Annotated in this window: 21 protein-coding genes; 13 read left to right on the forward strand and 8 right to left on the reverse strand. The window is 45.7% G+C overall.

The annotated features are described in order from the left end of the window. Positions 1-70: 70 nt before the first annotated feature. The 4 genes from FCL46_RS27730 to FCL46_RS27745 all read left to right on the forward strand — a co-directional run bounded on the left by FCL46_RS27730 (position 71) and on the right by FCL46_RS27745 (position 3,712). Positions 71-1,249, forward strand: coding sequence for a M20 metallopeptidase family protein (locus FCL46_RS27730; protein WP_167505905.1), 1,179 nt, complete (start codon positions 71-73; stop codon positions 1,247-1,249). Between the two features lie 93 nt (positions 1,250-1,342). After that, positions 1,343-1,738: an OsmC family protein gene (locus FCL46_RS27735; protein ID WP_136808116.1), complete on the forward strand. Its 396-nt coding sequence runs from the start codon at positions 1,343-1,345 to the stop codon at positions 1,736-1,738. Positions 1,739-1,841: 103 nt separating this feature from the next. Beyond that, positions 1,842-2,732 carry a DMT family transporter gene (locus tag FCL46_RS27740; RefSeq protein ID WP_136808115.1) on the forward strand — a complete coding sequence of 297 codons (891 nt, stop codon included), beginning with the start codon at positions 1,842-1,844 and terminating at the stop codon, positions 2,730-2,732. Next, positions 2,732-3,712, forward strand: coding sequence for a YheT family hydrolase (locus tag FCL46_RS27745; protein WP_136808114.1), 981 nt, complete (start codon positions 2,732-2,734; stop codon positions 3,710-3,712). The genes FCL46_RS27740 and FCL46_RS27745 overlap by 1 nt, the downstream gene beginning before the upstream one ends. A gap of 14 nt (positions 3,713-3,726) precedes the next feature. On the opposite strand, the gene FCL46_RS27750 is transcribed toward FCL46_RS27745, so the two are convergent. Continuing rightward, a complete protein-coding gene (locus FCL46_RS27750; RefSeq protein ID WP_136808113.1) occupies positions 3,727-4,359 on the reverse strand; it encodes a PA14 domain-containing protein in 633 nt (210 codons plus the stop codon). Positions 4,360-4,649: 290 nt separating this feature from the next. On the opposite strand from FCL46_RS27750, the gene FCL46_RS27755 reads away from it, so the two are divergent. Both FCL46_RS27755 and FCL46_RS27760 read left to right on the forward strand, forming a co-directional pair. Next, a complete protein-coding gene (locus FCL46_RS27755) occupies positions 4,650-5,960 on the forward strand; it encodes an MFS transporter (protein WP_136808112.1) in 1,311 nt (436 codons plus the stop codon). A gap of 47 nt (positions 5,961-6,007) precedes the next feature. After that, on the forward strand, positions 6,008-6,949 hold the full coding sequence (locus FCL46_RS27760; protein WP_136808111.1) for an MBL fold metallo-hydrolase: 942 nt from the start codon (positions 6,008-6,010) through the stop codon (positions 6,947-6,949). Between the two features lie 95 nt (positions 6,950-7,044). On the opposite strand, the gene FCL46_RS27765 is transcribed toward FCL46_RS27760, so the two are convergent. Together FCL46_RS27765 and FCL46_RS27770 are read right to left on the reverse strand one after the other, a co-directional pair. Continuing rightward, a complete protein-coding gene (locus FCL46_RS27765) occupies positions 7,045-7,698 on the reverse strand; it encodes a YceH family protein (RefSeq protein WP_136808110.1) in 654 nt (217 codons plus the stop codon). 467 nt (positions 7,699-8,165) lie between these two features. Further along, positions 8,166-9,206: a sulfurtransferase gene (locus tag FCL46_RS27770; RefSeq protein ID WP_136808109.1), complete on the reverse strand. Its 1,041-nt coding sequence runs from the start codon at positions 9,204-9,206 to the stop codon at positions 8,166-8,168. 471 nt (positions 9,207-9,677) lie between these two features. On the opposite strand from FCL46_RS27770, the gene FCL46_RS27775 reads away from it, so the two are divergent. Further along, on the forward strand, positions 9,678-10,391 hold the full coding sequence (locus FCL46_RS27775) for a FadR/GntR family transcriptional regulator (protein ID WP_136808108.1): 714 nt from the start codon (positions 9,678-9,680) through the stop codon (positions 10,389-10,391). 114 nt (positions 10,392-10,505) lie between these two features. Here the strand turns inward: FCL46_RS27775 and FCL46_RS27780 are convergent, their stop codons facing one another. After that, the gene (locus FCL46_RS27780) at positions 10,506-11,000 is read right to left on the reverse strand and encodes an NUDIX hydrolase (RefSeq protein WP_136808107.1); all 495 of its coding nucleotides are present in this window, start codon (positions 10,998-11,000) and stop codon (positions 10,506-10,508) included. 263 nt (positions 11,001-11,263) lie between these two features. Between FCL46_RS27780 and FCL46_RS27785 the strand changes: the two genes are divergently transcribed. Both FCL46_RS27785 and FCL46_RS27790 read left to right on the forward strand, forming a co-directional pair. Continuing rightward, positions 11,264-11,482, forward strand: a complete 219-nt coding sequence (locus tag FCL46_RS27785) for a hypothetical protein (protein WP_136808106.1) — start codon at positions 11,264-11,266, stop codon at positions 11,480-11,482. Between the two features lie 6 nt (positions 11,483-11,488). Beyond that, positions 11,489-12,307, forward strand: coding sequence for an NRDE family protein (locus FCL46_RS27790; protein WP_136808105.1), 819 nt, complete (start codon positions 11,489-11,491; stop codon positions 12,305-12,307). Here the strand turns inward: FCL46_RS27790 and FCL46_RS27795 are convergent. From FCL46_RS27795 to FCL46_RS27810, 4 genes are all read right to left on the reverse strand, one after another. Then, positions 12,288-12,839 (reverse strand): NUDIX hydrolase, encoded by a 552-nt coding sequence (locus tag FCL46_RS27795; protein WP_136808104.1) that lies wholly within the window; start codon positions 12,837-12,839, stop codon positions 12,288-12,290. The two genes, FCL46_RS27790 and FCL46_RS27795, sit on opposite strands and share 20 nt — an antisense overlap. Positions 12,840-12,886: 47 nt before the next feature. Further along, entirely contained in the window at positions 12,887-13,549 is a 663-nt protein-coding gene (locus tag FCL46_RS27800; protein ID WP_136808103.1) for an HAD family hydrolase, read from the reverse strand. A gap of 48 nt (positions 13,550-13,597) precedes the next feature. Continuing rightward, positions 13,598-14,623, reverse strand: a complete 1,026-nt coding sequence (locus FCL46_RS27805) for a PilZ domain-containing protein (RefSeq protein ID WP_167505904.1) — start codon at positions 14,621-14,623, stop codon at positions 13,598-13,600. A 396-nt stretch (positions 14,624-15,019) separates the two neighbouring features. Then, positions 15,020-16,318, reverse strand: a complete 1,299-nt coding sequence (locus FCL46_RS27810) for a pyridoxal phosphate-dependent aminotransferase (protein ID WP_136808101.1) — start codon at positions 16,316-16,318, stop codon at positions 15,020-15,022. A gap of 507 nt (positions 16,319-16,825) precedes the next feature. On the opposite strand from FCL46_RS27810, the gene FCL46_RS27815 reads away from it, so the two are divergent. The 4 genes from FCL46_RS27815 (at position 16,826) to FCL46_RS27830 (ending at position 23,916) form a co-directional block, all read left to right on the forward strand. Beyond that, positions 16,826-18,094 carry an MFS transporter gene (locus FCL46_RS27815; RefSeq protein ID WP_217909535.1) on the forward strand — a complete coding sequence of 423 codons (1,269 nt, stop codon included), beginning with the start codon at positions 16,826-16,828 and terminating at the stop codon, positions 18,092-18,094. A gap of 169 nt (positions 18,095-18,263) precedes the next feature. After that, positions 18,264-21,122: an AMP-binding protein gene (locus FCL46_RS27820; RefSeq protein WP_136808100.1), complete on the forward strand. Its 2,859-nt coding sequence runs from the start codon at positions 18,264-18,266 to the stop codon at positions 21,120-21,122. Positions 21,123-21,155: 33 nt separating this feature from the next. Further along, on the forward strand, positions 21,156-21,779 hold the full coding sequence (locus FCL46_RS27825; RefSeq protein WP_136808099.1) for an O-methyltransferase: 624 nt from the start codon (positions 21,156-21,158) through the stop codon (positions 21,777-21,779). A 442-nt stretch (positions 21,780-22,221) separates the two neighbouring features. Next, on the forward strand, positions 22,222-23,916 hold the full coding sequence (locus FCL46_RS27830; protein WP_136808098.1) for a response regulator: 1,695 nt from the start codon (positions 22,222-22,224) through the stop codon (positions 23,914-23,916). Positions 23,917-23,992 lie beyond the last annotated feature (76 nt).

Raw genomic sequence — 23,992 nt, forward strand, 5'->3', positions numbered from 1 at the left:
ATTTCATTTACTCTATGCTTAATAGTTACGAAAAAATACGTGATGTTTTATAAGGTAAATGAGCGGAAAAATGGATGATTTGCAAAAGCGTATTGAGGAAATAACTCCTGAAATTCAGGAGTTTAGAAGAGAGTTGCATCAATATCCTGAACCGGCTTTTGAAGAGGAGAAGACTGCGGCCAGAGTAGTTGCACGTTTGCAGAAAATTCCGGGAATTCAGATAATCGAAGGTGTCGCAAAGACTGGTGTGGTGGCAACTATTGGAGCAGATAAAAGCGGGCCATGCGTCGGTCTGAGAGCTGATATGGATTGTCTCCGGATGGTGGAAAAAAACAGCTTTGACCATTGCTCTCAAAATGATGGATTGATGCACGCCTGTGGGCATGATGGTCATACCGCAAGCCTGGTTGGTGCAGCTCTGGTGCTTGGACAAATTCAGGACGAGTTGCAGGGGCCTGTTAAATGTATTTTTCAACCGGCAGAAGAAAATCATGGTGGCGCTAAAGTCATGCTGGATGAAGGCGTGCTTGAAAACCCGAAGGTCGATGCAATTTTTGGTATGCATGGAACAACAGCGCTACCGCTAAACCATATAGGGTTGCGTGACGGAGCGCTGATGGCTGCAAGCAGATATTTTACAATAACTATCCATGGCAGGGGCTGTCATGCCGCTTCGCCTCATCGTGGTATTGATCCTGTATTGATCGGTAGTCAGATTATTTGTTCGTTGCAATCCATTGTCTCAAGAAATGTAGGCCCACAGGATTCTGCGCTTATATCCATCCCGAAATTCACAGGTTCAACTGCACCAAACGTAATCCCTGAAAAGGTGACATTAGAAGGGACATTACGGGCACTGTCTGATACAAATCGTGCAATGCTGGAAAAGCGGTTGCAGGAAATGGTTGAGCACACTGCGGCTGCGTATGGCGGCTCGGCGGAAATTGCCTATTACGGTGGGTATCCATTGCTGGAAAATGATACCGATTCAGCGCGATTTGTTGAAAAGGTTGCTTCGGGTTTTCTGGATGAAAAAGCAATTGATATGAATTTGCCGCCTTCAATGGGTGCCGAGGATTTTGCGTTTTATCTGCAAGAGATACCTGGTGCATTTTTGTGGCTCGGTCTGCAACCTGAAGGTGAGCCTGCACCATCTTTGCATCACCCATGTTTTGATTTTAACGATAATGCTATTCCGGCTGCCATTCGGATGCATTGTGAGATTGCCAGAACGTTCAACCTGAGCTAAGATTCCGGTCCCGCAATGATTTATGTGATATGTTGTCAGCTTGAAGTTCGTTGCGGTTAACCAGCTAGAGATGAAAATTTAGAGAGGAATATAATGTCCAGTGAAATTACAGTTACCTTTCCGGGAAACCTGAAAGTAGAGGCGAATATAGGCGAATTTGTTATCCCGACCGATCAGCCGGAAAAATCGGGTGGAGACGGAAGCGCCCCATCCCCGTTTGTACTGTTTGCAAGCTCTATAGCTACCTGTGCCGGTTATTTTGCCTTGAAGTTCTGCCGTACTCGTGAATTGGATACCACCGGTATGAAACTCAGTATGAAATATGCATGGGATAAAGAGCAGAAGCGCTTTCCAAAGATGACTGTAGAACTCACTCTGCCGGATGGTTTTCCTGAGAAATATCGATCGGCTATTCTCCGTTCTATGGATCAGTGTGTGGTTAAGCAGCATATTCTCAATCCGCCTGAGTTTGATATAGCTATCGTATAATATTTTCCTATTCTTATCTGGAGTCTTTTGGAAGAAGGAGTTCTCCTGAAAGACTACCGAGAAGTGAAGTCTCACCATTATTACTCAGGGCGCGTTTTTAGTTATGCCGTATTTGCTTTTAATTTTAACCACCTTATTCTGGTCTGGAAATTTTGTTATCAGCAGGGGAATGCATGCGGATATTCCTCCATTGACCCTTTCATTCTGGCGGTGGCTGACAGCTTTTCTCATTCTTTCACTTTTTGCGGTAAAGCATCTCTGGAATCAGCGCGAGATAGCTGCAAAACATTATCGGTTTATCTGCATTCAGGGTGTGCTTGGGGTTGCGGGTTTTAATACGCTTATTTATCTGGCTATGCAGACCACTACAGCAATTAATGCGGTGCTTGTTAATTCCTGTATCCCTGTCCTTATAGCAGTCTGTTCGTGGATACTCTATCGGGAGGTGATGACTCCACGCCAGTGCTTTGGGGTTTTTGTCTCGCTATGCGGTGTGCTACTGATTATCGCGCGGGGCGAACTTAACAGTTTATTGGGAGTGAGCTTTAACCGGGGTGATTTGCTGGTGCTTATTGCCGCACTTCTCTGGGCACTGTATTCGGCAAACCTCAAACGCTATCCAAAGGATCTACATCCGATGGCATATCAGTCCGGGATAGTGCTTTCCGGATTAGTCGTGCTGCTACCCTGCTATCTGTTTGAACTCATGAGCGGAAAAGTTATGTCAGTCACTACCGCATCTGTATCCACAATTCTTTATGTGGCAGTTTTTGCATCGATACTTGCCTTTATCTTCTGGTCGAGAGCTGTGCGTGAGGTTGGTGCCAACAAGGCGGGGCCGTTTATTCATCTCATGCCGGTTTTCAGCACCATACTTGCCGTCATTTTTCTTGGTGAGAAGATTCATCCTTACCATGTGCAGGGAATCGCGATGATTTTTATCGGTATCACCATGACCACCTTTCGGGTTGGCAAAAAGCTTGTGAAGGTGTGATGGTACTACTGCCGGAGCCGACATATCGTCCCCCTTTTCCATTTACCAATGGTCATGCGCAGACGCTGTTCCCGACCTTATTCAGGAAGACGCCTCAGACGTGCCCGCATCGGGAACGAATTAGTACTCCGGATGGTGATTTTATAGATATAGACTGGCACAGGGCAGTAGACGGCAAATCGACTCGGCTTGCTGTAGTGAGTCATGGCCTGGAAGGAAATGCCCGAAAAAAGTATCCACTTGGTATGGCGTCTTATCTGACACGACGTGGCTGGGATGTTATCTGCCTGAATTTTCGTGGCTGCTCCGGCGAGCCTAATCGTTTACCGCGCTTTTATCATTCAGGAGTGACCGACGATCTGCACACCGTTGTTACTCATGGACTCGCAACGGGAAGATACACTTTCGCAGCACTCATCGGCTTTAGCATGGGAGGAAATCAAACGTTAAAATATCTTGGTGAAGATCCAGATAAGGTTCCGGCTGAAGTAGGTGCTGCGGTGACGTTTTCGGTGCCCTGTGACCTCGCTGCCTCTTCGAAGAGATTGGAGCGCATGGATAACAGCCTCTATATGCGATACTTCATGAAGGGGCTGAGAGAAAAAGTTATAATTAAGGCGAAGATGTTTCCGGAGCGTATTGACCTGGCCGGTCTTGATGCGATGAAAACATTTATACCTTTTGACGATAAATACACAGCCCCACTACACGGCTTTATTGATGCAGCCGATTATTATAGTTCCTGTTCTTCGACGCAGTTTTTACAAAATATTAAGGTCCCGGCTTTGATGGTGCAGGCAGCAGACGATCCTTTCCTGCCTGAATCGTGTTATCCGGTAGACATTGCGAATGCCAGTAAAACACTTCATCTTGAAATTCCACGATATGGCGGGCATGTCGGGTTTATTCAAGCCGGCAATGGCAACGTTTACTGGTCTGAGGAGCGGGCGGGCAGCTTTCTTCAGGACCTTGTCGGCTGAGCCTGAGAATGGTCCTATTTCTCCGGTTGGTGCGCATATGCACTGGCTGGTACAATGGTCATCTCTGTATTCTGCGGTGTTTCCCAGAACAACTTGAGCGCCGCAGTTCCTTTACGTTGAAAATAATCAATCCGAAGTGGATACCAGCCGGGTTCGTCTATCACAATAGAACCAATTTCTGATAACTGGTCTGAATGCTGTTTAGGATCATTCACGATGAGTGTGTCTCCGAGATAGAGCTGAAAACCATCATTGGAGAGAGCCTGAAATCTGTATTCACCGGTATGGTCAAAGTTAATAGCTCCAATCATACGTATTCCCACACCTTTGTTGGTGCCGCTATCAAAAACCATACCATTGCCAAACTGATGATTGAGCTTCAGGATAGGTTCACCCATTTCCCCCTTCTTGTGTGTTTTCTTAAACCCGGGGAGCTGTCTTAGATCTCTTGCATAGAAATTACGAAAGTAAAAAGGGGTTAAGCCGGGCTGCAATGTCTCTGCATCTTTTGCAGCCAGCGGCCTGGTAGTACTATCTATGCTGCTGGTGGGCGAAGCTTGCTCTTGGCAAAACGCGGGCTGTGACAATAGAAAAAAGGCGACTATCGTCAGCAGGCAACAACCTGTGGCTCGATTGTGTAAAGACATAGGACAGAAGGCTCCTGATGTTGAAGTTGATAGAAGTAGAACATCTGTGAAACATGTGATGCATTCCCTTGAATGCTGCTATTCTTTCTATATCAGCATTCAACTATAATCAGGGTATAACCCATCTTCAAGTAGTCCCGATCTGCGATCCCTCATGTACTGAAATAATTAAAATTGCCGTAATACCGATAATACACTATACAAACACCTTGTGCCTGAAGAGCGAATGACGGCAGCTGTATTATTACTGGTATTGCGGATTATTTAAAACAGATGAAGGAGTCGACAGCATGGTGGATAGCACAAGGTTTAAGACTGTACGATGGTCAATTTTTTCCATCCTCATTCTTACCTATATTCTGGTCTATTTTCATCGTATGGCTCCTGGAGTGGTGTCTGAATACCTGATGGCGGATTTCCAGACCACAGGAACCCGGCTTGGTGCTCTTTCTGCCATCTATTTTTTTGTGTATGCAGCAATGCAATTACCTTCAGGGGTACTGGCTGATACTCTCGGGACCCGAACGGCAATCATCGGTGGTAATATAACAGCAGGGCTCGGTTCTATACTCTTTGGTCTTGCAACGTCGTTTGAGATGGCATGTGCAGGCAGGTTTTTTGTTGGTCTCGGTGTCTCTGTGGTGTTTATCAGTATTATGAAAAATAATGCAGTCTGGTTTCATGCAAGGGTTTTCGGAGTGATGAGCGGCGTAACTCTGCTTATCGGAAATCTTGGGTCTGTTACAGCTGCAGGTCCGTTATCAGCCTTGCTTAACGTTTTTGCCTGGAGATCGATATTTATCGGCATTGGCATATTTTCTCTTCTTCTCGCTGTTGCAGGTTTTTTCATTGTACGTAACCGCCCTGAAGATTGCGGTTTCGAACCGCCGAATCCTCGCTTACGATCTGAAGATAGCCCTTCATTGGATGCCAGTTGGCTGAAAAATCTCTTAAGCGTCATTACCGTATTGCGGGTCTGGCCCGGTTTTTGGGTACAGTTCGGCGCAATCGGTGCACTCTATTCATTCATGGGGCTCTGGGGAGTTCCTTATCTGCGGGATGTACATGCTCTAAGCAGAGCTGATGCTGCTCATTATATGACAGTAATGCTGCTCTCCTTTGCTGTAGGTGCGCTTTTTTTCGGTTGGTTTTCAGATAGAATTCGTCGTCGAAAACCGGTCATGATTGCGGGTATGCTACTCTATTTCTGCAGTTGGCTTATCCTGGTTTTCTCAGACTGGTCTGCAGGGCTGGGCGGCCAGTTGCTCTTTGGTGTGATGGGATTTGCAGGATCGTCGTTTGTAATTACTTTTGCCTGTGCAAAGGAAGTGATTAATCCTGAGCTATCCGGAATGGCAGTGAGTGTTGTGAATACCGGCTGTTTTATAGGAACTGCACTTATGCAGCCGTTATTTGGTTGGATAGCTGATAGTACCTGGGATGGTACCATCGTTGACGGCATCCGAGTGTATAGCAGTGCGGATTACCATAACGGTTTTCTGTTAATGCTGGTGTTTATAGGAGTAGGTCTGGTCGGTTCGTTTCTGGTGCGTGAAACCCGTTGCCGCAATATTACCGTCGACAGTTCTATTAAGGCATGATGCCTGAAATGACAAAAAAGATGTAAATTCATTAAGAGAGCAAGGTTGTGAATGAACTATCTCGGAGTTTTGGTGTACATGTAATTGATACTGGCTATCTGCGGGAAAACTTTGCCGCAAGTCACATGATAGTTGAAAATGGTAAGGCTGCATTTGTCGATGTTGGTACTTCAAATTCCTCTAAGTATCTCGTGCAGGCAGTCCATGCTGCGGGTTTAAAGAATGAGGATGTCCTCTATATTATTCTGACCCATATTCACCTCGATCATGCCGGAGGTGCAGGGCAGCTTATGGAGCTTTTCCCAAATTCCCGGCTGGTTGTACACCCTAAAGGAGCACGCCATATAATCAGCCCTGAAAAGCTGATCGCCGGAGCAAAAGCGGTATATGGTGAAGTAAAATTTTCAGCTCTCTATGGTGATATTATTGGGGTGAATGCAGAGAGGGTAATCGAAGCAAATGATGGTTTTGTGCTCGATTTTGAAGGCCGCGAGCTCCATTTTATAGATACACCCGGTCATGCCCGGCATCATTGCTGCATATGGGACCCGAAGAGTGGAGGTGTTTTCACTGGTGACACTCTTGGACTGGCGTATCCAGAGCTGCAACGTGCTGGAAAACGTCCCTTTCTTGTCTGCACCACAAGCCCGTCGGCTTTTGAGCCGGATGAGATGATTTCATCTATTGACCGAATCATGTCGCTTAGGCCGTCAACATTGTACCTTACCCACTTTGGGCCGATAAAGGTGAACGTTGAATCTATCAGAGTTTTGAAAAATATGGTGCTTACCCATAAAGAGGTGGGCTTGCAGGCTGGCGCAGATCACGCTGCATTGTCACAGGCCATAGACCGTCTATTTGTAGAAGCTTTTAGCGACTATCTTGATGGACACGAAACAGATGTTGATGCTAGAGCATTACTGGCCGGTGACGTTGAGATGAATACACAGGGTGTCATGGTCTGGATAAAACGCCAAGAGGAAAGTTGATAGCGACCTCATGAAAAAAGCTAGTCATGAACTCAGGGAACACTTTTTTATGGTCGTTCCCTAAGTTCATGATATTTTTCTGTTGTATATTTTCTCTATTCAAATTGTGATTTAAACGTTGTGAATTGCTGCTGTAAGTCATGCATCTCTTCGCGCAGTTCTTCCACCTGTTTTTCAAGCTCTGTTATACGGTCAACTGTTGCATTGCCTGGACGTATTATTGTTTGCACAGCTGATGAAGGCGTATCAACAGCAGTTTCAGCAGGAACTTCCCCCATAAGATGCGCATAACGTGATTCTTTGCGACCTGGTTCTTTGGGCAGCATCATCACCAGCTCCATATCCTCAAGGCTTGTAATACTAGTCTTTACTTCATCAAGGTCCTGAAAGGAAAATAGCCGCTCGGTACGACCACGAATTTCTCCTACGGTCTGCGGGCCGCGAAGCAAAAGCACACAAAGTATTGCCTGCTCACGGTTAATAAGCTTCAAGCTGTCGGAAAAAATCTGTTCATATTTAATCGCGCGGCTTACGTTACTCTGTCTTACCAGTTTCATTTCACGTAGTGAGTCAAGTGCCGAGATAACCGTCTCTTCGTCATAGGAGACCACCGGGTTCCTGTTCGATTTCTGGTTGCAGGCATTTGTTAAGGCGTTTAGCGTGAGGGGGTAATAGTCCGGGGTTGCCATCTCTTTTTCCATAAGACACCCGAGAATCCTGGCTTCTGTATCTGTGAGTAGTATATCCATGTAATATCCTGATAGGTATTAAGAGGCCGTCGGAGAATGGCCTTTCTGCGGAGTCTCGCTTCGCTTGCTTACCTGCTACACTCTTCGGAATTTTCAAAAATAATGCTTGAAATATCAAGCGTATGACTGCGCTTGTTTGTGTTGAAATTCCTCAGTTTGAGAAGAAGCAACCATTCTCGGACAGCCTCCTTAGGTAAAAGTAAACGCTGATTACACGTATGAGCTTTTTTAGGAGTCAACTCAGATTTTTACCATGGACCATACCTCTATGACAACTGCATTGAGCAGAATATAACCTGATAGTTGCCTTACAGAGAAACAGGAGTATTGGGTGAATATGTATGAAGTTATACAAATTGGAGGACGATACCTCGGGAGTGTGTCAAGTGGAAGGAAGTGAAAGAGTATGAAACCCAAAACGCTCCGAGGAGGCAGAAGAAGAAAATGACCTCCCCGGAGCAGTGGGCCTATTGAACTGGATTCTTTTTAGCGTCTGGTCCAAGACTCCACTCGTACCAGGAGCTGTCAAAGTTGCTGATGTTTTCCCAGCCCATCATATGGGCAAAATAGAAGGCGAGACTAGACCTCCAGCCGGTACCACAGTAGAAGGCAACATGTTTGTCTGCAGTGATGCCATTCTCTGCCCACATGATTGCAACTTCTGCTGTCGATTTGAATGTTCCATCTGCATTGACATAGTTTTCCATAGACCATGGACCGTCTCCAGCCTTGCCCCAGTGCGCATTTTTTACGCGGCCCTTGGAAGGGATATAGGAGTAAGGTGCAGATATGCCGTCATATTCTTTTTTGGTACGAATATCCGCCAGGATGAAGTCATCACTGTTTGAATTTATGGCGGTCCGGACAAATGGAATATCAACCAGATATTCAGGGTGTAATGGCTTATTGGTGCCGAAACTCTTTACAGGCTTTCGAGCAGTAGCTTCTGTACTTACAGGAAAGCCAGCTTTTTTCCAGCTTTCCAGTCCACCATCAAGCAATCGTACATCATCTACTCCGGCATACATCAAGGTCCATGCAAGGCGGGCAGCGGCTGTGGGATCCTTGGCATAGATGACAACTGAACTGTCGATGGTAATACCCATGTTAGCTAGGGCTGGAAGGAGGAATTGGTCGGGATAGATATTCCACCAGTTAGCTGGCAATGTATCGTCAGAACTCAACCCTTTTGCCAGGTCTTCCTCAGCTGTTGTGCTTCTGCCGAGTTCTTCAGGTTTGGTTGTCGATCGTGCCTTGAATGTGTCATATTCTAATTCGTCAGTGTTTACATGGAAAGAGCCCGGAATATGTCCTTTGTTATAGTAATCTTCGGGTCCACCCCAGCCGACTTCAATAACAAGCTGACTTGACGTGCTGTTTTGCAGTTCCTGTTCCAGAGCCTTAGCGGTTATAAGTCCCTTGCGCACATCGCTCTGCATTGCTGCTGAGAGTGAGAGTGGGAGAATAAATACGGCCAGCATCATGGCTGTAAATAGTGTTTTGTTCATGTCAGGTCTCCTGAGATGGGTAAATAATTATTAATGCCGTGCATCTATGCCATGGAATCACTATGAAGTCCAACTGGAAAAAGCTATGGTAGGGGTGAACTGGATAGGGGAATTAGATGAGTTATGCTATATAGTGCCTGGCCAAATCCGCCAACAGTTCCAATTTCTTCGTTGGCCGCCACTTTTACGACTCCGGTAAGCGAGGTACGAGACTCCGAGATACTTTGTGTATTCATTCGGCTAAAATTATCGCCCGCCTTGAACTTGAAAAAAATAGCAGGTTTTTGTTCAGGCACTAATGAGACGAAGTGTGACTCATGTGGTAGCTGATCGTGTGAGGTTGCCCTGAACTTGTAATTTTCAGTAATTGAAGTAAGGTGGGGGCTTGTTGGAAAAGCACCATTTTCTTCCGAACTTCACCACGGTAACAGCGTGGCGTGTGTCCATAAACCCATAAATAACGTAATTACAATGCCGTTTGCACCAATCAGGAAACAGCAGATCTCGGATCTGGTCTTTGAACAGCTACGCGAAAGTATCTACCGTGGAGAGCTGAAAATAGGTGAAAGACTTCCTTCAGAACGTGAACTCGCCGAAATTATGGGCGTCAGCCGCTCATCTGTACGCAAGGCCATAGCAGAGCTTGTGGGGATGGGGTATGTGGAAAATCGTAAAGGTCAGGGCACATTTGTTAAGCTTCCCGAAGCGAGAGATCCTGCCGATCCGTTTGCCTATGTGATGTCACCAGGACAATCGTCTCTTGATGAATTGATGGAGGTGCGTATCGGGCTTGAATGCCAGGGGGTTGCTCTGGCCGCAGAGCGGGCCAACGAGATGGATATAACTTTTCTTGAAATGGCTTTTTCTGAGATGAATGACTGGCAGCCAGACCGTGATCGGGCGAAAGATGCCGATATGAAGTTTCATATGGGTATTGCTTATGCGACCCATAATTCAGTTCATGTCGATCTGACCAGGCGTTTTTATGACTATATGTTTCATGGAATAAATAAACTGCATTCCCTGTTGTATGAAAAAAACAGGAATCTCGGCATCATTGATCAGCAGCATTTCAAAATTCTAGACGCAATAAAATGCAAAGATGGTGAGAGCGCCAGCCGCTATATGTTACAGCACATCACGTTTCTTCGAGTGTTTTTGAAAGAGACTGCTGAATCTGAGTAATGTGTGGTTATGAGAAGCTTTTCCGGGTACTGGAAATGCTCATGTAGCTGTAAATGCAATCTAAATAGTGCCTGAGCGAAGAAGTTGAGGAAAATTGCGGTTTTCGGTCGTGCACTAAATATCAAGAAAGTTTTTCAGTAACCCATACGTAAATCCCCAAAGGTAGTAATCTTCCAGCGGAAAGGCTGGGAAGTACCGATTGGGAAGCACTTCGGCTTCCACATGCAGTCTCTTATTCTGAAAGTCACGAGTGGTGAGCCAGCAGTAACTCTGTATCTCTTCCTGGTCCAGTTCAAGCTGCGGTCTTTTCTCGAGCTGAAATACGAATGGCTGCACCAGGATTGGGGAGTTTACCCTGCTGCCAGCGAGGCTCGGAGGAAGCTTTGTTAGAACTGATTCTGCTGGAAGAGTAATGCCGGTTTCTTCGTAGGTCTCTCGTTTACAGGTTTCCATCAGATCACTATCGATTTTCTCGCGCCTGCCGCCGGGAAATGAAAAATGACCGGACCACGGGTCACCAGGATTGGTGCTGCGACGCAAGAGTAGGAAGCTGTCTTCAGGCTCAGTGACTCGAATTATGGCTACTGCTGCAGTTGGTGGTGATGGCATAATCAACTCTGGATGTTAATGTTTTCTTAGTATTGGTTATTCTTTAAACCTAACGTTTGTATTGTAAAACGCAAGGACGATAAACCGGTAATATTTTCGTCGACGACTGAATGTTTTTTCCCAGAAGATGAATTTCGTTTTGTTATTGTGTTGTTTTTGCACTGTTTGTCCGGTTAAGATGAACTATTGATTATCACATTGGAGTATAATCTTTTCTGGGTTGAATGAAGGCAAAATTTGCAGTCACAATGAAGGAGAGTTCAATGGGACATAATGTTGCAGTTTTTCAACAGTATCCGTTTACGGTGGGGCAAAAAATCAGAATAGAAGGGAAACGCCGACGCGGGGACTGGGAGGTCGCAGCAATTTCTGAGAAAACTGTAACGCTCCGATGTCCAATTTCACACAAAGAGTTTGAGTGGAATAGGTTCTGCTATCTTGTTAATGAAGAAATTGACGCCGTCTGGCCACAAAAGGATTGATTGCCTATGTGCCTAATTCTCTTTTCTTTTAGACATGCCCCCGGTTACAGGCTGGTGCTTACAGGCAATCGCGATGAATTTCTTGCGAGGCCAACTGCGCCTCTTGCCTACCATTATGACGATGATGGCATCCTTTGTGGTAAAGATCTGCGGAGTGGCGGAACCTGGCTGGCAATAGCAGAAGATGGCCGGATGGGAGCAATTACCAATTTCAGGGATCCAGCCAGGGTGATGCCTGCGGCACCGTCCCGTGGTCAAATCATACTGGATTATTTGCGATCGGCTGAATCTGCAAAGGATTTTCTTTCCTGCCTAAACAGGGAGGCAGCGCAATACAACGGATTCAATCTTTTGCTCGCAGATAATGACAATCTTTTTTCCTATTCTAACATTACGACTAAAATAGAGAAGCTTGAACCGGGAATCTATGGTTTGTCAAACCACCTGCTGGATAGTGACTGGCCAAAAGTTACCAGAGGGAAGAAGCTATTTCAGGAGTGTATTGAAAGTAGATCGCATATTGATATCGAAGCCCTTTTCAAGATGCTTACCGATTCATTCATTCCAGATGACGCTGAGTTGCCTGAGACGGGAGTCGGGCTTACCTGGGAGAGGATTCTCAGCCCGCTTTTCATACACAGCTCTGATTATGGAACCAGATCCTCAGCAGTGGTCAGCATAACTGAAGATGGATTGGTGCGTTTTGACGAGCGTAGTTATACGCATGGAAGAGAAATTACAGAATCAGGGAGGGTCGGTTTTACACTGCAGGTGGATAATTGCCGTAAATTAGCAAAGAGCTCACTTAATTCCTGCGACGTTTAGGATGAGTGGTTAATTGTTCATTTCGAAAGACATAGGCACCGTTCGCCCGATCTGCGAAATATCTCTTAAGAGTCTGTGCGATTACGGTGAAGGCAATGTTATCCCAGGGGATATCTTTTTCAGCAAAAAGGCGCACATCTTTGCTTTCACGCGTTGTCTCAAAGTTTGGTTCGGATAAGCGGCAACGGAACATCATATAGAGTTGGTCTACTCCGATAAGGTCTGCAAGGTAGTACGGTACAAGATCATATACTATCGCTCTGCTCTCTTCCCATGTTTCCCGTCGGGCTCCTTCCAGCGCAGATTCACCATTTTCAAGATAGCCTGCAGGGAGTGTCCACGCATTGCGTCGTGGTTCTATATTACGAAGACAGAGTAATATCTTCCCATGCCATTCAGGGATACATCCCACGACCACGCGGGGGTTCTGATAATGTATTACTCCACAGTTTGTGCAGTAATACCGCTCCCTGTCTTCATTCTCAGGTATGCCTTTGCTTATTTGAGATCCGCAGTTGGAACAGAAATTCATATGTCTGGAACTTTTGGTGTTTTGTGTTTTACGGTGTTCGTATAACGTTAGAACGCATTTGGGCCGGTTATCTCTGAGAGCAGGGTATCATCGGCGAGATCAATGCGTGAGATAATTGTGTCCGCTTTTGTGTAATCTGACCCGGTAAGTTTGTTGTTAGGTATTGCTATCCCGATCATTCCGGCAGCCTTAGCAGCTAAAATCCCGGGTTCTGAATCTTCAAAAACTACACACTCACGTGGGGCAACTCCTAACAACTCAGAGGTATGCAGGTATATTTCGGGGTCGGGCTTTTTACGGATGACATCGTTTCCACCGACAACATGATCGAAATAGTGAGCAAGGTGTAACGTATCAAGAATCGCCTGCAATTCAATTGTATCTGATGATGAGGCAATTGCCAGGAAGTATTGGTTGTGATATCTGGATAAAATTTCACGGACTCCTGGAAGAATCTCAATTCTGGGTATTCGTTGCAGGTAGAGTCGCTGCTTAATCTTCAATAACTCAGATACATTCGTTGAAAGAGCATGCTTATTGATATGGTCTTCGGCGAGTTTTTCGTTGCTTACACCGATGTATGCAGCAAAATCTTCAAAGGAAAATGATTCTACACCATAAAAATGAAGAGTTTCTTTCCACGCTTCGTAATGGAGAATTTCAGAATCAACCAGCGTGCCGTCCATATCGAAAATGAGGGCGCGGATCATATCGATTTTACCAGGGTAGCAGATAACGGTTTAGCTAAAAGCATGTGGTCAGATACCTGTTATTTGAGGGGGAGTCGCTTTTTCATCACCCTTAATACTGCCACTGATCATAGCCTGGATCATCTGCCGTTGCTGCAGACTTCGAAGTTTAAAGCTGATGCCTACCCCGTGGGTGTCCTGGCGAACCACGGTGCCATCGATGGTACAACGTGATTTGAGTTTGGGAGAGGTGAGGGTTAATGTAAGTGTCTGGTCCATATTGAGTTCCTGATCTGTTTCAATATAGGCCCCACCTAGACTGATATCCCGCAAGGAACAGTGTCTTTGTACATTTTTTGCATTATAATCAAGGGCAATCAGGAGATCGTACCGTCTATGCACCCTGCTGTTTTTCATAGTGTGGTTTTTCTCATCATCGAGTTGACCACTTTCCATAATAAGCATCATGAGCGGAATAGAAATTTCGGGCTTTATAGTCTGTGGTGAATAATCGATGTCAATAAAGACATTTTTCCACGACATTATCTGTAAAGCAGCGTCCTTTCCTGTCGAAAGATTTTCCCTGGCAGCGAGTAACTGACCTTTCTGAACCCAGAGGTAGCCAACGTTATCTTTTGAGGTGATTTGCAAAGTACAGGTTTTGCCCTCGAGTTCCATCATCTGTAGAAAAGTTGAAAGATTAATACCACGGAGATGACCACCATAATCGATCTGTAATTCAGTGAACACACGTTTGGTGAGCATGCTAATGTCGTGTGTCTGGTCAAGGTGAATCACAGAGGGGATTCTGCTGATCTTAGCACGCAACAGTGGCTGAGCATTATTGGTCATGACCATGACCTTTATTGAAGGATATTCTCTGCTCAGTCTGGTTACAAGTTCAAACCGGGAAGGTTCTTCGGCTCGTAGCGTTGTGATGACTACACGTATTTGCACGGTTTGCACCATTTCAAGTGCCATTTTGTTGTCTGTAGCCGTGTGAATATCAAGAAAGCCTCCCTGACACTTGAGCAATCCTGTCAGAGTTTGAAGCATGGTCCGGTCACCGTCGACAATGAGTATATTGTTTATCATATCTGTCAGTAATAGGCTTGAATAGCAACTGTAGTTCAGTTCTTCCTGTATTGGAAATTGCCGGTCACATGAATTTATTATGAGGGGTGAGATGTCATTGTATCGCGATATTAGATGGTTATGCAACATAAATAAGAGGGGGCGGGATAGCGTAACGTACCGCTCCCTCATTGTACCGCTCAAACGTATTACAACTACAGGCTAAAGTCCTATGTAGTTTCCACTCGAAAACTGTTCTTTCTATCTAACTCTCGGAGTCTTCGCTTACCTCATTGCTCTTAAAAAATTTTCCTCACAGGTTAGCATAGACTCCAATTTCATGTATATGGCTGTGGTAAAAGCTATCGAGAGTGCCTCGGTGAACATGAAAACTCCTCGTTTCGGGATGAAGCCTCTTTACTTGAGCCAGGCTGTCAATTTCTCAATGGCTATAGTGATACGTGTGCAATAGGTTTGGAGAAACTCATCTGAGAGAGGTTTGCTCATCGATTGATTTTCAAGAGCTCTCAGTGCTCTTTCACCATCAAAGTCGACAAAGGCGAGTCTTGCCTGCAGGTCACGGGGGGTCATGCCAAAAGCACTTCCTGGAAGAATGGCAACACCTGTTTCTTCTAAAATCCTGTTGCAGAGATCTTCACTGGTTGTGATGTTGCGTGAAGCCAGCAAGTCAGTGAACGGAGTGAAGTCAGGGAAGAGGTAAAATCCTCCTTCGGCAGGAGTTACCTTAACACCGGCTTCCTGTAGGTTTCTGCAAATATACTCGCTGAGAGCATGGAGGATTCTGCGTGATTGGGCAAGGTATGTTTCAAGCCATTGACCGCCCTGGAATGCAGTTATAGCAGCATGCTGAATCGGGGCACTGGTTGATGTGAATGTTTCTGATGCGACAGCAGCCATACCTTGCTGAAGCCATTCAAGTTCCTTAGGGAATGCAAAGAGGCCAAGTCTCCATCCTCCTGCACCACACCATTTGCTCAAGCCACCGCTGATAATAGTTCCTTCAGGATAGTATCTGGCAATAGACTTATGGCTGGCGCTAAAATTCAACTCACCATAAATCTCGTCAGAAAGTAGAATAACATGATATTTTCTGGCGGTGGCAGCCAGTTCTTTCAGCATCTCATCCGGGTAGCTTCTGCCTGTCGGGTTGTTGGGATAGTTGAGAATAAGGATGCGCGGTTTCGTGGGGTCTTTTCTGCAGAGTTCCTCAAGGTCATCGGGAGTCAGGAGCCAGCCGCTTTCCTGGCTGGTTTGTACCCAGCGGACCGGCCTGCCGATTATGTGGGCCTGGGGTGCGTAGGAAACCCAGCTTGGGATAGGAATGACAAGATCTCCATAGTAGACCAGTTGCAGGAGGAACATGAGTTCTTTGGAGCCGGGTCCGACAAGTATATTCTCCCATTGATAATGAAGCTGATGCTTATGGTGAAGATAGAGTGCAATTGATTGCCGGAGTTCCTCCAGTCCGTTGACTGATAGATAATCCTTCTGGCCGGCGTTATCGCGAAGTGCCTGAACTACAGGTTCGGGTACCGGAAAAGGTGACTGCCCGAGGCCGAGTTTGTAGACATCTTTTCCCTGCTTGAGAAGCTCCCGGCTTAGCTCGTTGATAGCAAGAGTAGGAGAAAGTGGGAGACCACGTACATTGAGGTTGAGATGTACTTCGTGTTGATACTTCTCAAGTGTGGCATTCATGCAACGCCTCCTGAAGGGAGAAATGTGAGTTTTATGGAATGATAAAAATTATGAAAACTGGGCCATTTGAGCAGAGATTAATTACAACTGATTCTCATGTCGATATACTTATCTCTTTTTCGATTTTTTGATAATTCATTTTTGCATTTTAAAGTATTTACTTGTGGTCGCTGCAAATTGGCGACTGATCACCCGTTCATGTAACTGCGCTATATATGCATGCAGAGCTGGTTGATCAAGCCGCAGCGCTATCTCATTGGACCGTCATGTGTATCAGGTATGTGTGCCTGTAACTCCATCGTCTATTACCGGCCCATCCATAAGATTCTAATAATGCCTGACCTTTTTCAGGGTATTGCGGTAAACTGAAGATACGAGGTTACAATATTTATTATACGCAGAAGAGGAATGTCAGCTGTGTGTCTGTGGTAAAATTCCCGCATACCTCGATTCCGATCGATGCACCGTGATTTCGGGGAGAAACGGGATAATTCTTTTAGGGTGACAATGAAAAACACAGGTAATATGAAAATGTCGGCCACCGAGCGCTCCTGGGTGTTATATGACGTCGGAAACTCCGCATTTGTGCTGATAATGGTTACAGCAATTATGCCTATTTTTTTTAAGGATTATGCTGCAGCCGGAATACCTGCCGCAACTTCAACAGCAAACTGGGGATTTGCAAATTCTGCAGCATCGTTGATACTTGCGATACTGGCACCCGTACTTGGGGCGATGGCCGATTACAAAAAGAAGAAAAAACTTTTTTTCTCAGGTTTCATGGTGCTTGGGCTGTGTTTTACCCTGGCACTTCTTTCGGTCAGCGAAGGACAGTGGTTGCTCTGTCTGGTGTTGTTTGTTCTGGCACGGGTCGGTTGGGCCGGTGCTAATGTTTTTTATGATGCTTTTATTACTGATGTGACTACTCCCGAGAGGCTGGATGCTGTTTCAGCGAGGGGCTATGGCTGGGGCTATATCGGTAGTGTTATCCCTTTTCTGGTTGTTATTTCCCTTATTCTCTTAGCAGGAATGTCGGATGGGTTACCTATTGGTCAAGTGAAAATCGGATTTGCGGTTGTAGCAGTCTGGTGGTTGTTGTTTTCGATCCCCCTTTTAAAAAATGTCCACCAGACACATGGAATCCCTGTCTCTGAGACGCCGGTTCGGGATAGTTTCTCACGCCTTTTCAAAACACTTACGAATATACGCAAGCATAAGCAGGTGTTCCTCTTTCTTGCAGCATATTTCTTTTATATTGACGGAGTTGGTACCATAATTAGTATGTCAACGGCCTATGGTCGAGATCTGGGATTTGGCGTTACTTTGTTGATTGTAGTGCTGCTTTTTATTCAGGTTGTGGCTTTTCCATTTGCTCTGCTCTTTGGACGGCTTGCAAGTCGGTTTTCGACTAAAAGAATGCTCCTTGCAGGAATCGGTGTCTATTGTCTGGCTACCTTAATTGGGTTTTTATTACCTTCCATTAGTGATATCGGCTTGAAAACTGCACTTTTCTGGCTTATCGCTTTTCTTGTGGCATCCTCTATGGGTGGGATTCAAGCGCTGAGCCGCAGTTATTATGCCAGGTTGATTCCTGCAGATAAAAGTGCAGAGTTTTTTGGTTTTTACAATGTGTTTGGTAAATTTGCCGCAATAACCGGCCCGTTTCTCATGGGTGTGGTTGGACATCTTACGGGGCATACACGTTGGGGAGTTCTCAGTCTGCTCTTTCTCTTTATTGCAGGTGCGCTCCTTTTATTGAAAGTTGAAGACCGCTAACCGGTCTGATGGCGTGAGTATGGAAATTTAGTCGTATTTTAGTGAAGAGGTTTGAGTAATGTCGCTGTAATTCTGATTTATATGTGTTGCTTTCTGATGGTGTTGTATAGAGGTGACTACGCAATTCGAGCTGGATCTTTTAAGATTTTGTAAAATTTTCAGGTGAGAAATGGAACGGACACAGAGCGCTGATTTTCTGTTGGAGATTGTCACCGGTTTGATGCAGGAGCTGCATCCCGATGCTTCCCGTTACACTGAGATAACTCTGGACAGCGGATTGGATCACGATCTCGGCCTTGACAGCCTGGCCAGGATGGAACTGCTGAGTCGTCTGGAAAACGAGTATGGTGTGCGACTGTCTGAAAATTCAATGGTTGCAGCTGAGACGGTGCGTGATCTGCTGAGAGCACTTCAGCATGCACATCCGCTTGAGGTTACGGTAGTTAAAGAGCGGAGGGCGGGGAATGACACTGTCGCCAGTCGCCGTAAAATTGGACTTTCGGGTGCCTCAACACTGATTGATGTCCTTGGTGAACATGCTCGACTCCAGCCTGAAGCCGGTCATATTCTTTTTCTAGATGGTGAGGAAGAACTGCCTATAAGTTATGGCATGCTGCAGCGGGAGAGCTTAAAGGTCGCTACCAGGCTTCGTGAAATGAACATTGGATATGGTGATACTGTAGCAATTATGCTTCCCACCTGTCCTGATTATTTTTACAGCTTTTTCGGAGCGCTCTATTGTGGCGCAATTCCAGTTCCATTGTATCCTCCGGCGCGACCTACTCAGATTGAGGAGCATGTTCGAAGGCATCGAAAAATACTTGCTAATGCAGGTGCAAAGATTCTTATAACAGTTTCAGAAGTTCGACCGGTTGCACGGCTTATTATGAGTCAGGTGCCTGAACTTACAACTATCCTTACTCTTAACGAGCTTTATTCAGAGCATATCGAGCAAATTCCGCTCAGTCACCAAGAGCAGGATATCGCATTTTTACAGTATACTTCCGGTAGTACCGGTGATCCTAAAGGGGTCATTCTGACTCATGTAAACCTGCTTGCCAATATTAGGGCAATGGGAAGGGTATGCAAGGTGAGCGCCGATGATGTTTTTGTCAGTTGGCTGCCGCTTTACCATGATATGGGGCTGATTGGTGCATGGTTCGGCAGTCTGTGCCACGGCTGCCGTCTGATAGTAATGTCACCACTCTCCTTTCTGGCTCGACCACAACGTTGGCTTCGCACTATAGAGCGTTTTGGTGGAACGCTCTCAGCATCCCCGAATTTTGGTTATGAAATATGCGCGACCCGACTTACAGACAAGGATATTGATGGCCTGGATCTCAGTTCATGGCGGATGGCATTTAACGGGGCGGAACCTGTTATTCCTGCAACGATGCGACGGTTTGAGAAGCGGTTTAGGTCATATGGTCTAAAAAAAGGGGTACTTGCCCCTGTTTATGGACTGGCGGAATCGTCTGTCGGCCTTGTATTTCCATCACCTGGTACCGGGGTGAAGATTGACCTGATCAGGCGTGAGGAATTCACGAGTTCGGGTAGAGCCCTACCTGCTGGGGAAAATGACCCATCTGTTCTCGAATTTATTTCTTCGGGAAGACCTCTCCCCGGTCATCAAGTAAGAGTGGTAGATGATCAGAACCGTGAAGTGCCGGAAAGAAAAGAGGGACGGCTGCAATTTAGAGGTCCGTCAGCAACGAGCGGCTACTTTAGAAATCAGGATGAAACCCGAAAGCTGTTCTGTGGAGATTGGCTTGAGACTGGCGATTTAGGATATGTTGCAGCAGGAGAATTGTTTCTTACAAGCAGGCAGAAAGATATAATTATCCGTGGCGGAAGAAATATTTACCCTCATGAACTCGAAGACGCAATTGGGGATATTGATGGTATTCGTAAAGGGTGCACGGCGGTCTTTGCCAGTCAGGATAAGGAATCTGCAGAAAAACTGGTGGTGCTTGCTGAATCTCGAAAAAAGAACAAAGAAGATGTGCAGTTTTTTAAAAAACAGATCAACGAAATAGCGGTGCAATTGACAGGCATGGGGCCGGATGAAATAGTTATCAGTCCTCCTGGAACAGTGCTCAAAACCTCAAGCGGGAAGATCCGCCGTTCGGCATGCAGGCAGGTATATGAGTCCGGCCTTATTGGCCGAAAAAAAGCAACGGTACGCTTACAACTGTTGCGCATGGGGCTTGCTTCTGTTCTGCCTACGGTAAAACGGTCAATTAATCAAATCGGCGCGTTTTTTTATGCTGCATATTGCTGGATTATCCTGGGGATCGGCGGAGTAGTTGTCTGGTGCCTTATGATGATAATGCCAGGCGGGAAAAGCTGCTGGAGGATCGCTGGAGCAATGGTGAGGCTACTATGCAGGATGGCTGGGATTACTGTTACTGTGGAGGGGAGAGAGAATTATCCCGATGGTAAGCAGTGTATCCTCGTTAGTAATCATATGAGTTACCTTGATTCTATTATCCTGACGGGTGTGCTGCCTGAATATGTCAATTTTGTGGCCAAAGCTGAGCTGGCCAAAAATATTTTCCTCGCTCCTGCCTTAAAAAAACTCGGTGTATTTCTGGTGGACAGATTCGATGCAGCTCAGGGGAAGGAGGATACTGAGAAAATTGACAGAGGGATTAACAGAGGGATGCGGCCGCTGTTTTTTGCCGAGGGAACCTTGCAGAGGATGCCGGGATTATTGCCATTTCATATGGGGGCATTTGTACTTGCCTGCGATGAGATGTTACCGATAGTACCGATAGTGATCAAGGGCTCGCGCAATGTGTTGCGGGGCGGGTCATGGTTTCCGCGCAGGGGCAGAATTCAGATTACTATTGGTTCACCATGCAACCCTACAGGATCAAACTGGCGTGCAGCAATAGAATTACGTGATGAGATACGCAGGTTTATGCTCAGGTGCCTTGGCGAGCCTGATCTTGCTGGCGAATACACATCACTATTGCAGCTGGATATACAACGGCCCGAGGGGAACACTAAAAATACTATTGAATAAACGGGAAGAGTATCAAGCAGGCTGGGAGCAGTAATGGATGTAAGAAACAGTGATAAAATATTGAGAGCATTTCTAACTTCACCCAGCTACCTCAAGCAGTCTGGATGGTTGTGTTCGATGGAGTGTGGAGAAGTGATTGATGCAAATCGGCAACCTATCCCGTGGTTGACCTATCCCGCTCTTGATTTTTTGCGTGAAAGAGTGTGCCATTCAATGGCTGTTTTTGAATATGGCAGTGGCAACTCGACTCTTTGGTGGAGTGAGAGAGTGTATAAACTTGTCAGCTGTGAACATGATAAGGAGTGGTATGCGAAATTTCGCACGATTGTGCCTGAACAGATCACCTATATCTTCAGACGATGCAAAGGTGGCAGTGAAGATTATGCACGTGAAATTACCCATTATCGAAAGACCTTTGATATTCTGGTTTTAGATGGTCGGGAGAGAGTGAAGTGCGCCATAAACGGTGTGCAATCACTTAGAGATAATGGTGTTATCCTCTGGGATAATGCTGATAGAGAAGAGTATCTGGAAGGGTATGATTACCTTCAGGCAAAGGGGTTTAAGCGCCTTGATTTCTGGGGGCTTGGTCCACTTAGCACCAGAAAATGGTGTACTTCTGTTTTTTACAGATCCAGTAATTGTCTTCGTATCTAGGACTTTGTCCGAGAATAGGCATTTGGGCCAAAATCAAAACATTTTCAAAAAACAAGCGCAGTCATATGTTTGATATTGTGAGCATTGTTTTTTGGTAATAACGAAGAGTTTGGAACAAAGGCCATCCTCCCCAGCTCCTCGTGATTTTTGCAACAATAATTCCCCAAATATCAAATGTATGAATGCGATGCTTCTTCTCGAAATTCTTCGATTTGAGAAAAAATGTTTACCACTGGACAGCGTCCGGGGAGTTGGCTGGATAGAGCATTTTTGCTTCAAATCAGTACATGTTGCGGGTAAGGCTAAACAATTACCTGCCCCCGGGCGCTTGGAAAAGTGCATCTGATACGATAAGCTTACAGGAGATTACTGGGAATGGCCTGAAAATCCAGATATTCGGGTTCCGGGTTCATGTTGTGTAGAATTATCACCGGATACATATATGAGTAAACAAACTCACATCCTGATAGCTGAAGACGAAGAGTTTGTACGTGTGCCTTTGGGAATGTTTCTTGAACGCTCCGGGTACAAGGTCTCTTTTGCTGTTGATGGTGAAGAAGCTCTGGAAAAACTGAAGGAATTGAGCCCGGATGTAGTGCTGTCAGACCTCAATATGCCTAAAGTGAATGGTTTTCAGCTCCTTGAAGAAACCGTAAAGACACGACCACGACTACCGGTAATTGTCATATCAGGAGCAGGAACTCTTGAGGCAGTTTTGCGGGCACTTCGCAGTGGCGCCTGGGACTATCTTGAAAAACCGATAATAGACTATGACCTGCTGTTGCACTGTATAGAATCTGTACTCGAAAAGCGTAAGTTGATGCAGATGGCGGAAAGGTATCAGCAACTTTTTGAACAAACTAAGCGGGCAAGAACAGAGGAGCGTGAAGAGGAACTCAGGATACGAAAGATTATTGAAGAGCAGTTGCTGAAATCAAAACAGGAATGGGAGGAAACAGTCAATTTCCTGCCAGACCCGATAGTTCTGTATACAAGGGATCACCGGATAATCCGCTTAAACGCGGCGATGGCTGAAGCTCTTGGAGTTGATGCTGCTGATGCTGTTGATATGCGGTTGTGTCTGTTTGATAATTGCCAGGGAAGAACTGCTGATTCCTGCCCGCATAATCTCCTTATGGAAACAGAAGAGCCTATAACAAGTGAGTTTTTTAGTCAAAAATCAGGGAAGTACTATGAAGTAAAAGTGTTGCCCTTCTATGAATTATGGGATTCAAGGGTTTCCGGGTCTGTCCTGCATGCAAGGGATATCTCAGAGCGAATCGCTGCACAAAAAAAAGAGACTGAGTTGCAGACGCGTATATTGCAATCGCAAAAGCTTGAGTCTGTAGGGCAGCTAGCTTCCGGGATTGCCCATGAAATAAATACCCCTACCCAATATATAGGTTCAAATGTCGATTTTCTCGAAGAGGCGTTTTCCGATATTTCTACAGCAGTAACAGCTATGCTGAAAGATCCGGCCATTAAAGATAGTGACCTTGGAAAAAAGATCTATTCTCTGCTGGCAGATGCAGATTGGGAATTTCTTGAAGATGAGATTCCGGCTGCAATACAACAAACCCGCGAAGGCATCAGGCAGGTAACCCGGATTGTGCAGGCAATGAAAGATTTTTCTAATCCGGGATCGAAAGAGATGCAGGAAGCAAATCTTAACAGAATAATCGACACAACAGTTACTGTTGCACGAAATGAGTGGAAATACGATGCGGAGCTGAAACTCGATCTGGATCCCGATTTGCCTCCCGTTGTATGTCTGGCAGATGAAATAGGACAGGTGATTCTTACAATGATTGTTAATGCTGCCCACGCAATAGCTGCATTGCATAATAATTCAGAGCAAAAAGAGAAAGGATGTATAGGTATTGTTACAACGCATGATGAGGAAAATGTTGTTGTAAAAATAACAGATACAGGAGTGGGGATTCACCCGGATATTATCGATAAGATCTTCGACCCGTTTTTTACCACCAAGGAGGTGGGGACCGGCACAGGGCAGGGGCTTGCAATAGCTTTTGACGTTGTTCATGATAAGCATGGTGGCTCAATTACAGTTGACTCAAGCCTGGGAGAAGGTACAACGTTCACAATACGCCTGCCAAAATTTCGAAAAACCCTTTGAATTTCCAACCACAGTACACGTTCGTCGAAGTTCTCGCTTGCCTTGCCTATTTCTGAAGTAATGGTGGGGGGCTATG

Origin of the sequence: Desulfosediminicola flagellatus, assembly GCF_005116655.2 — a bacterium.
GTDB lineage: Bacteria > Desulfobacterota > Desulfobulbia > Desulfobulbales > Desulfocapsaceae > Desulfopila > Desulfopila flagellata.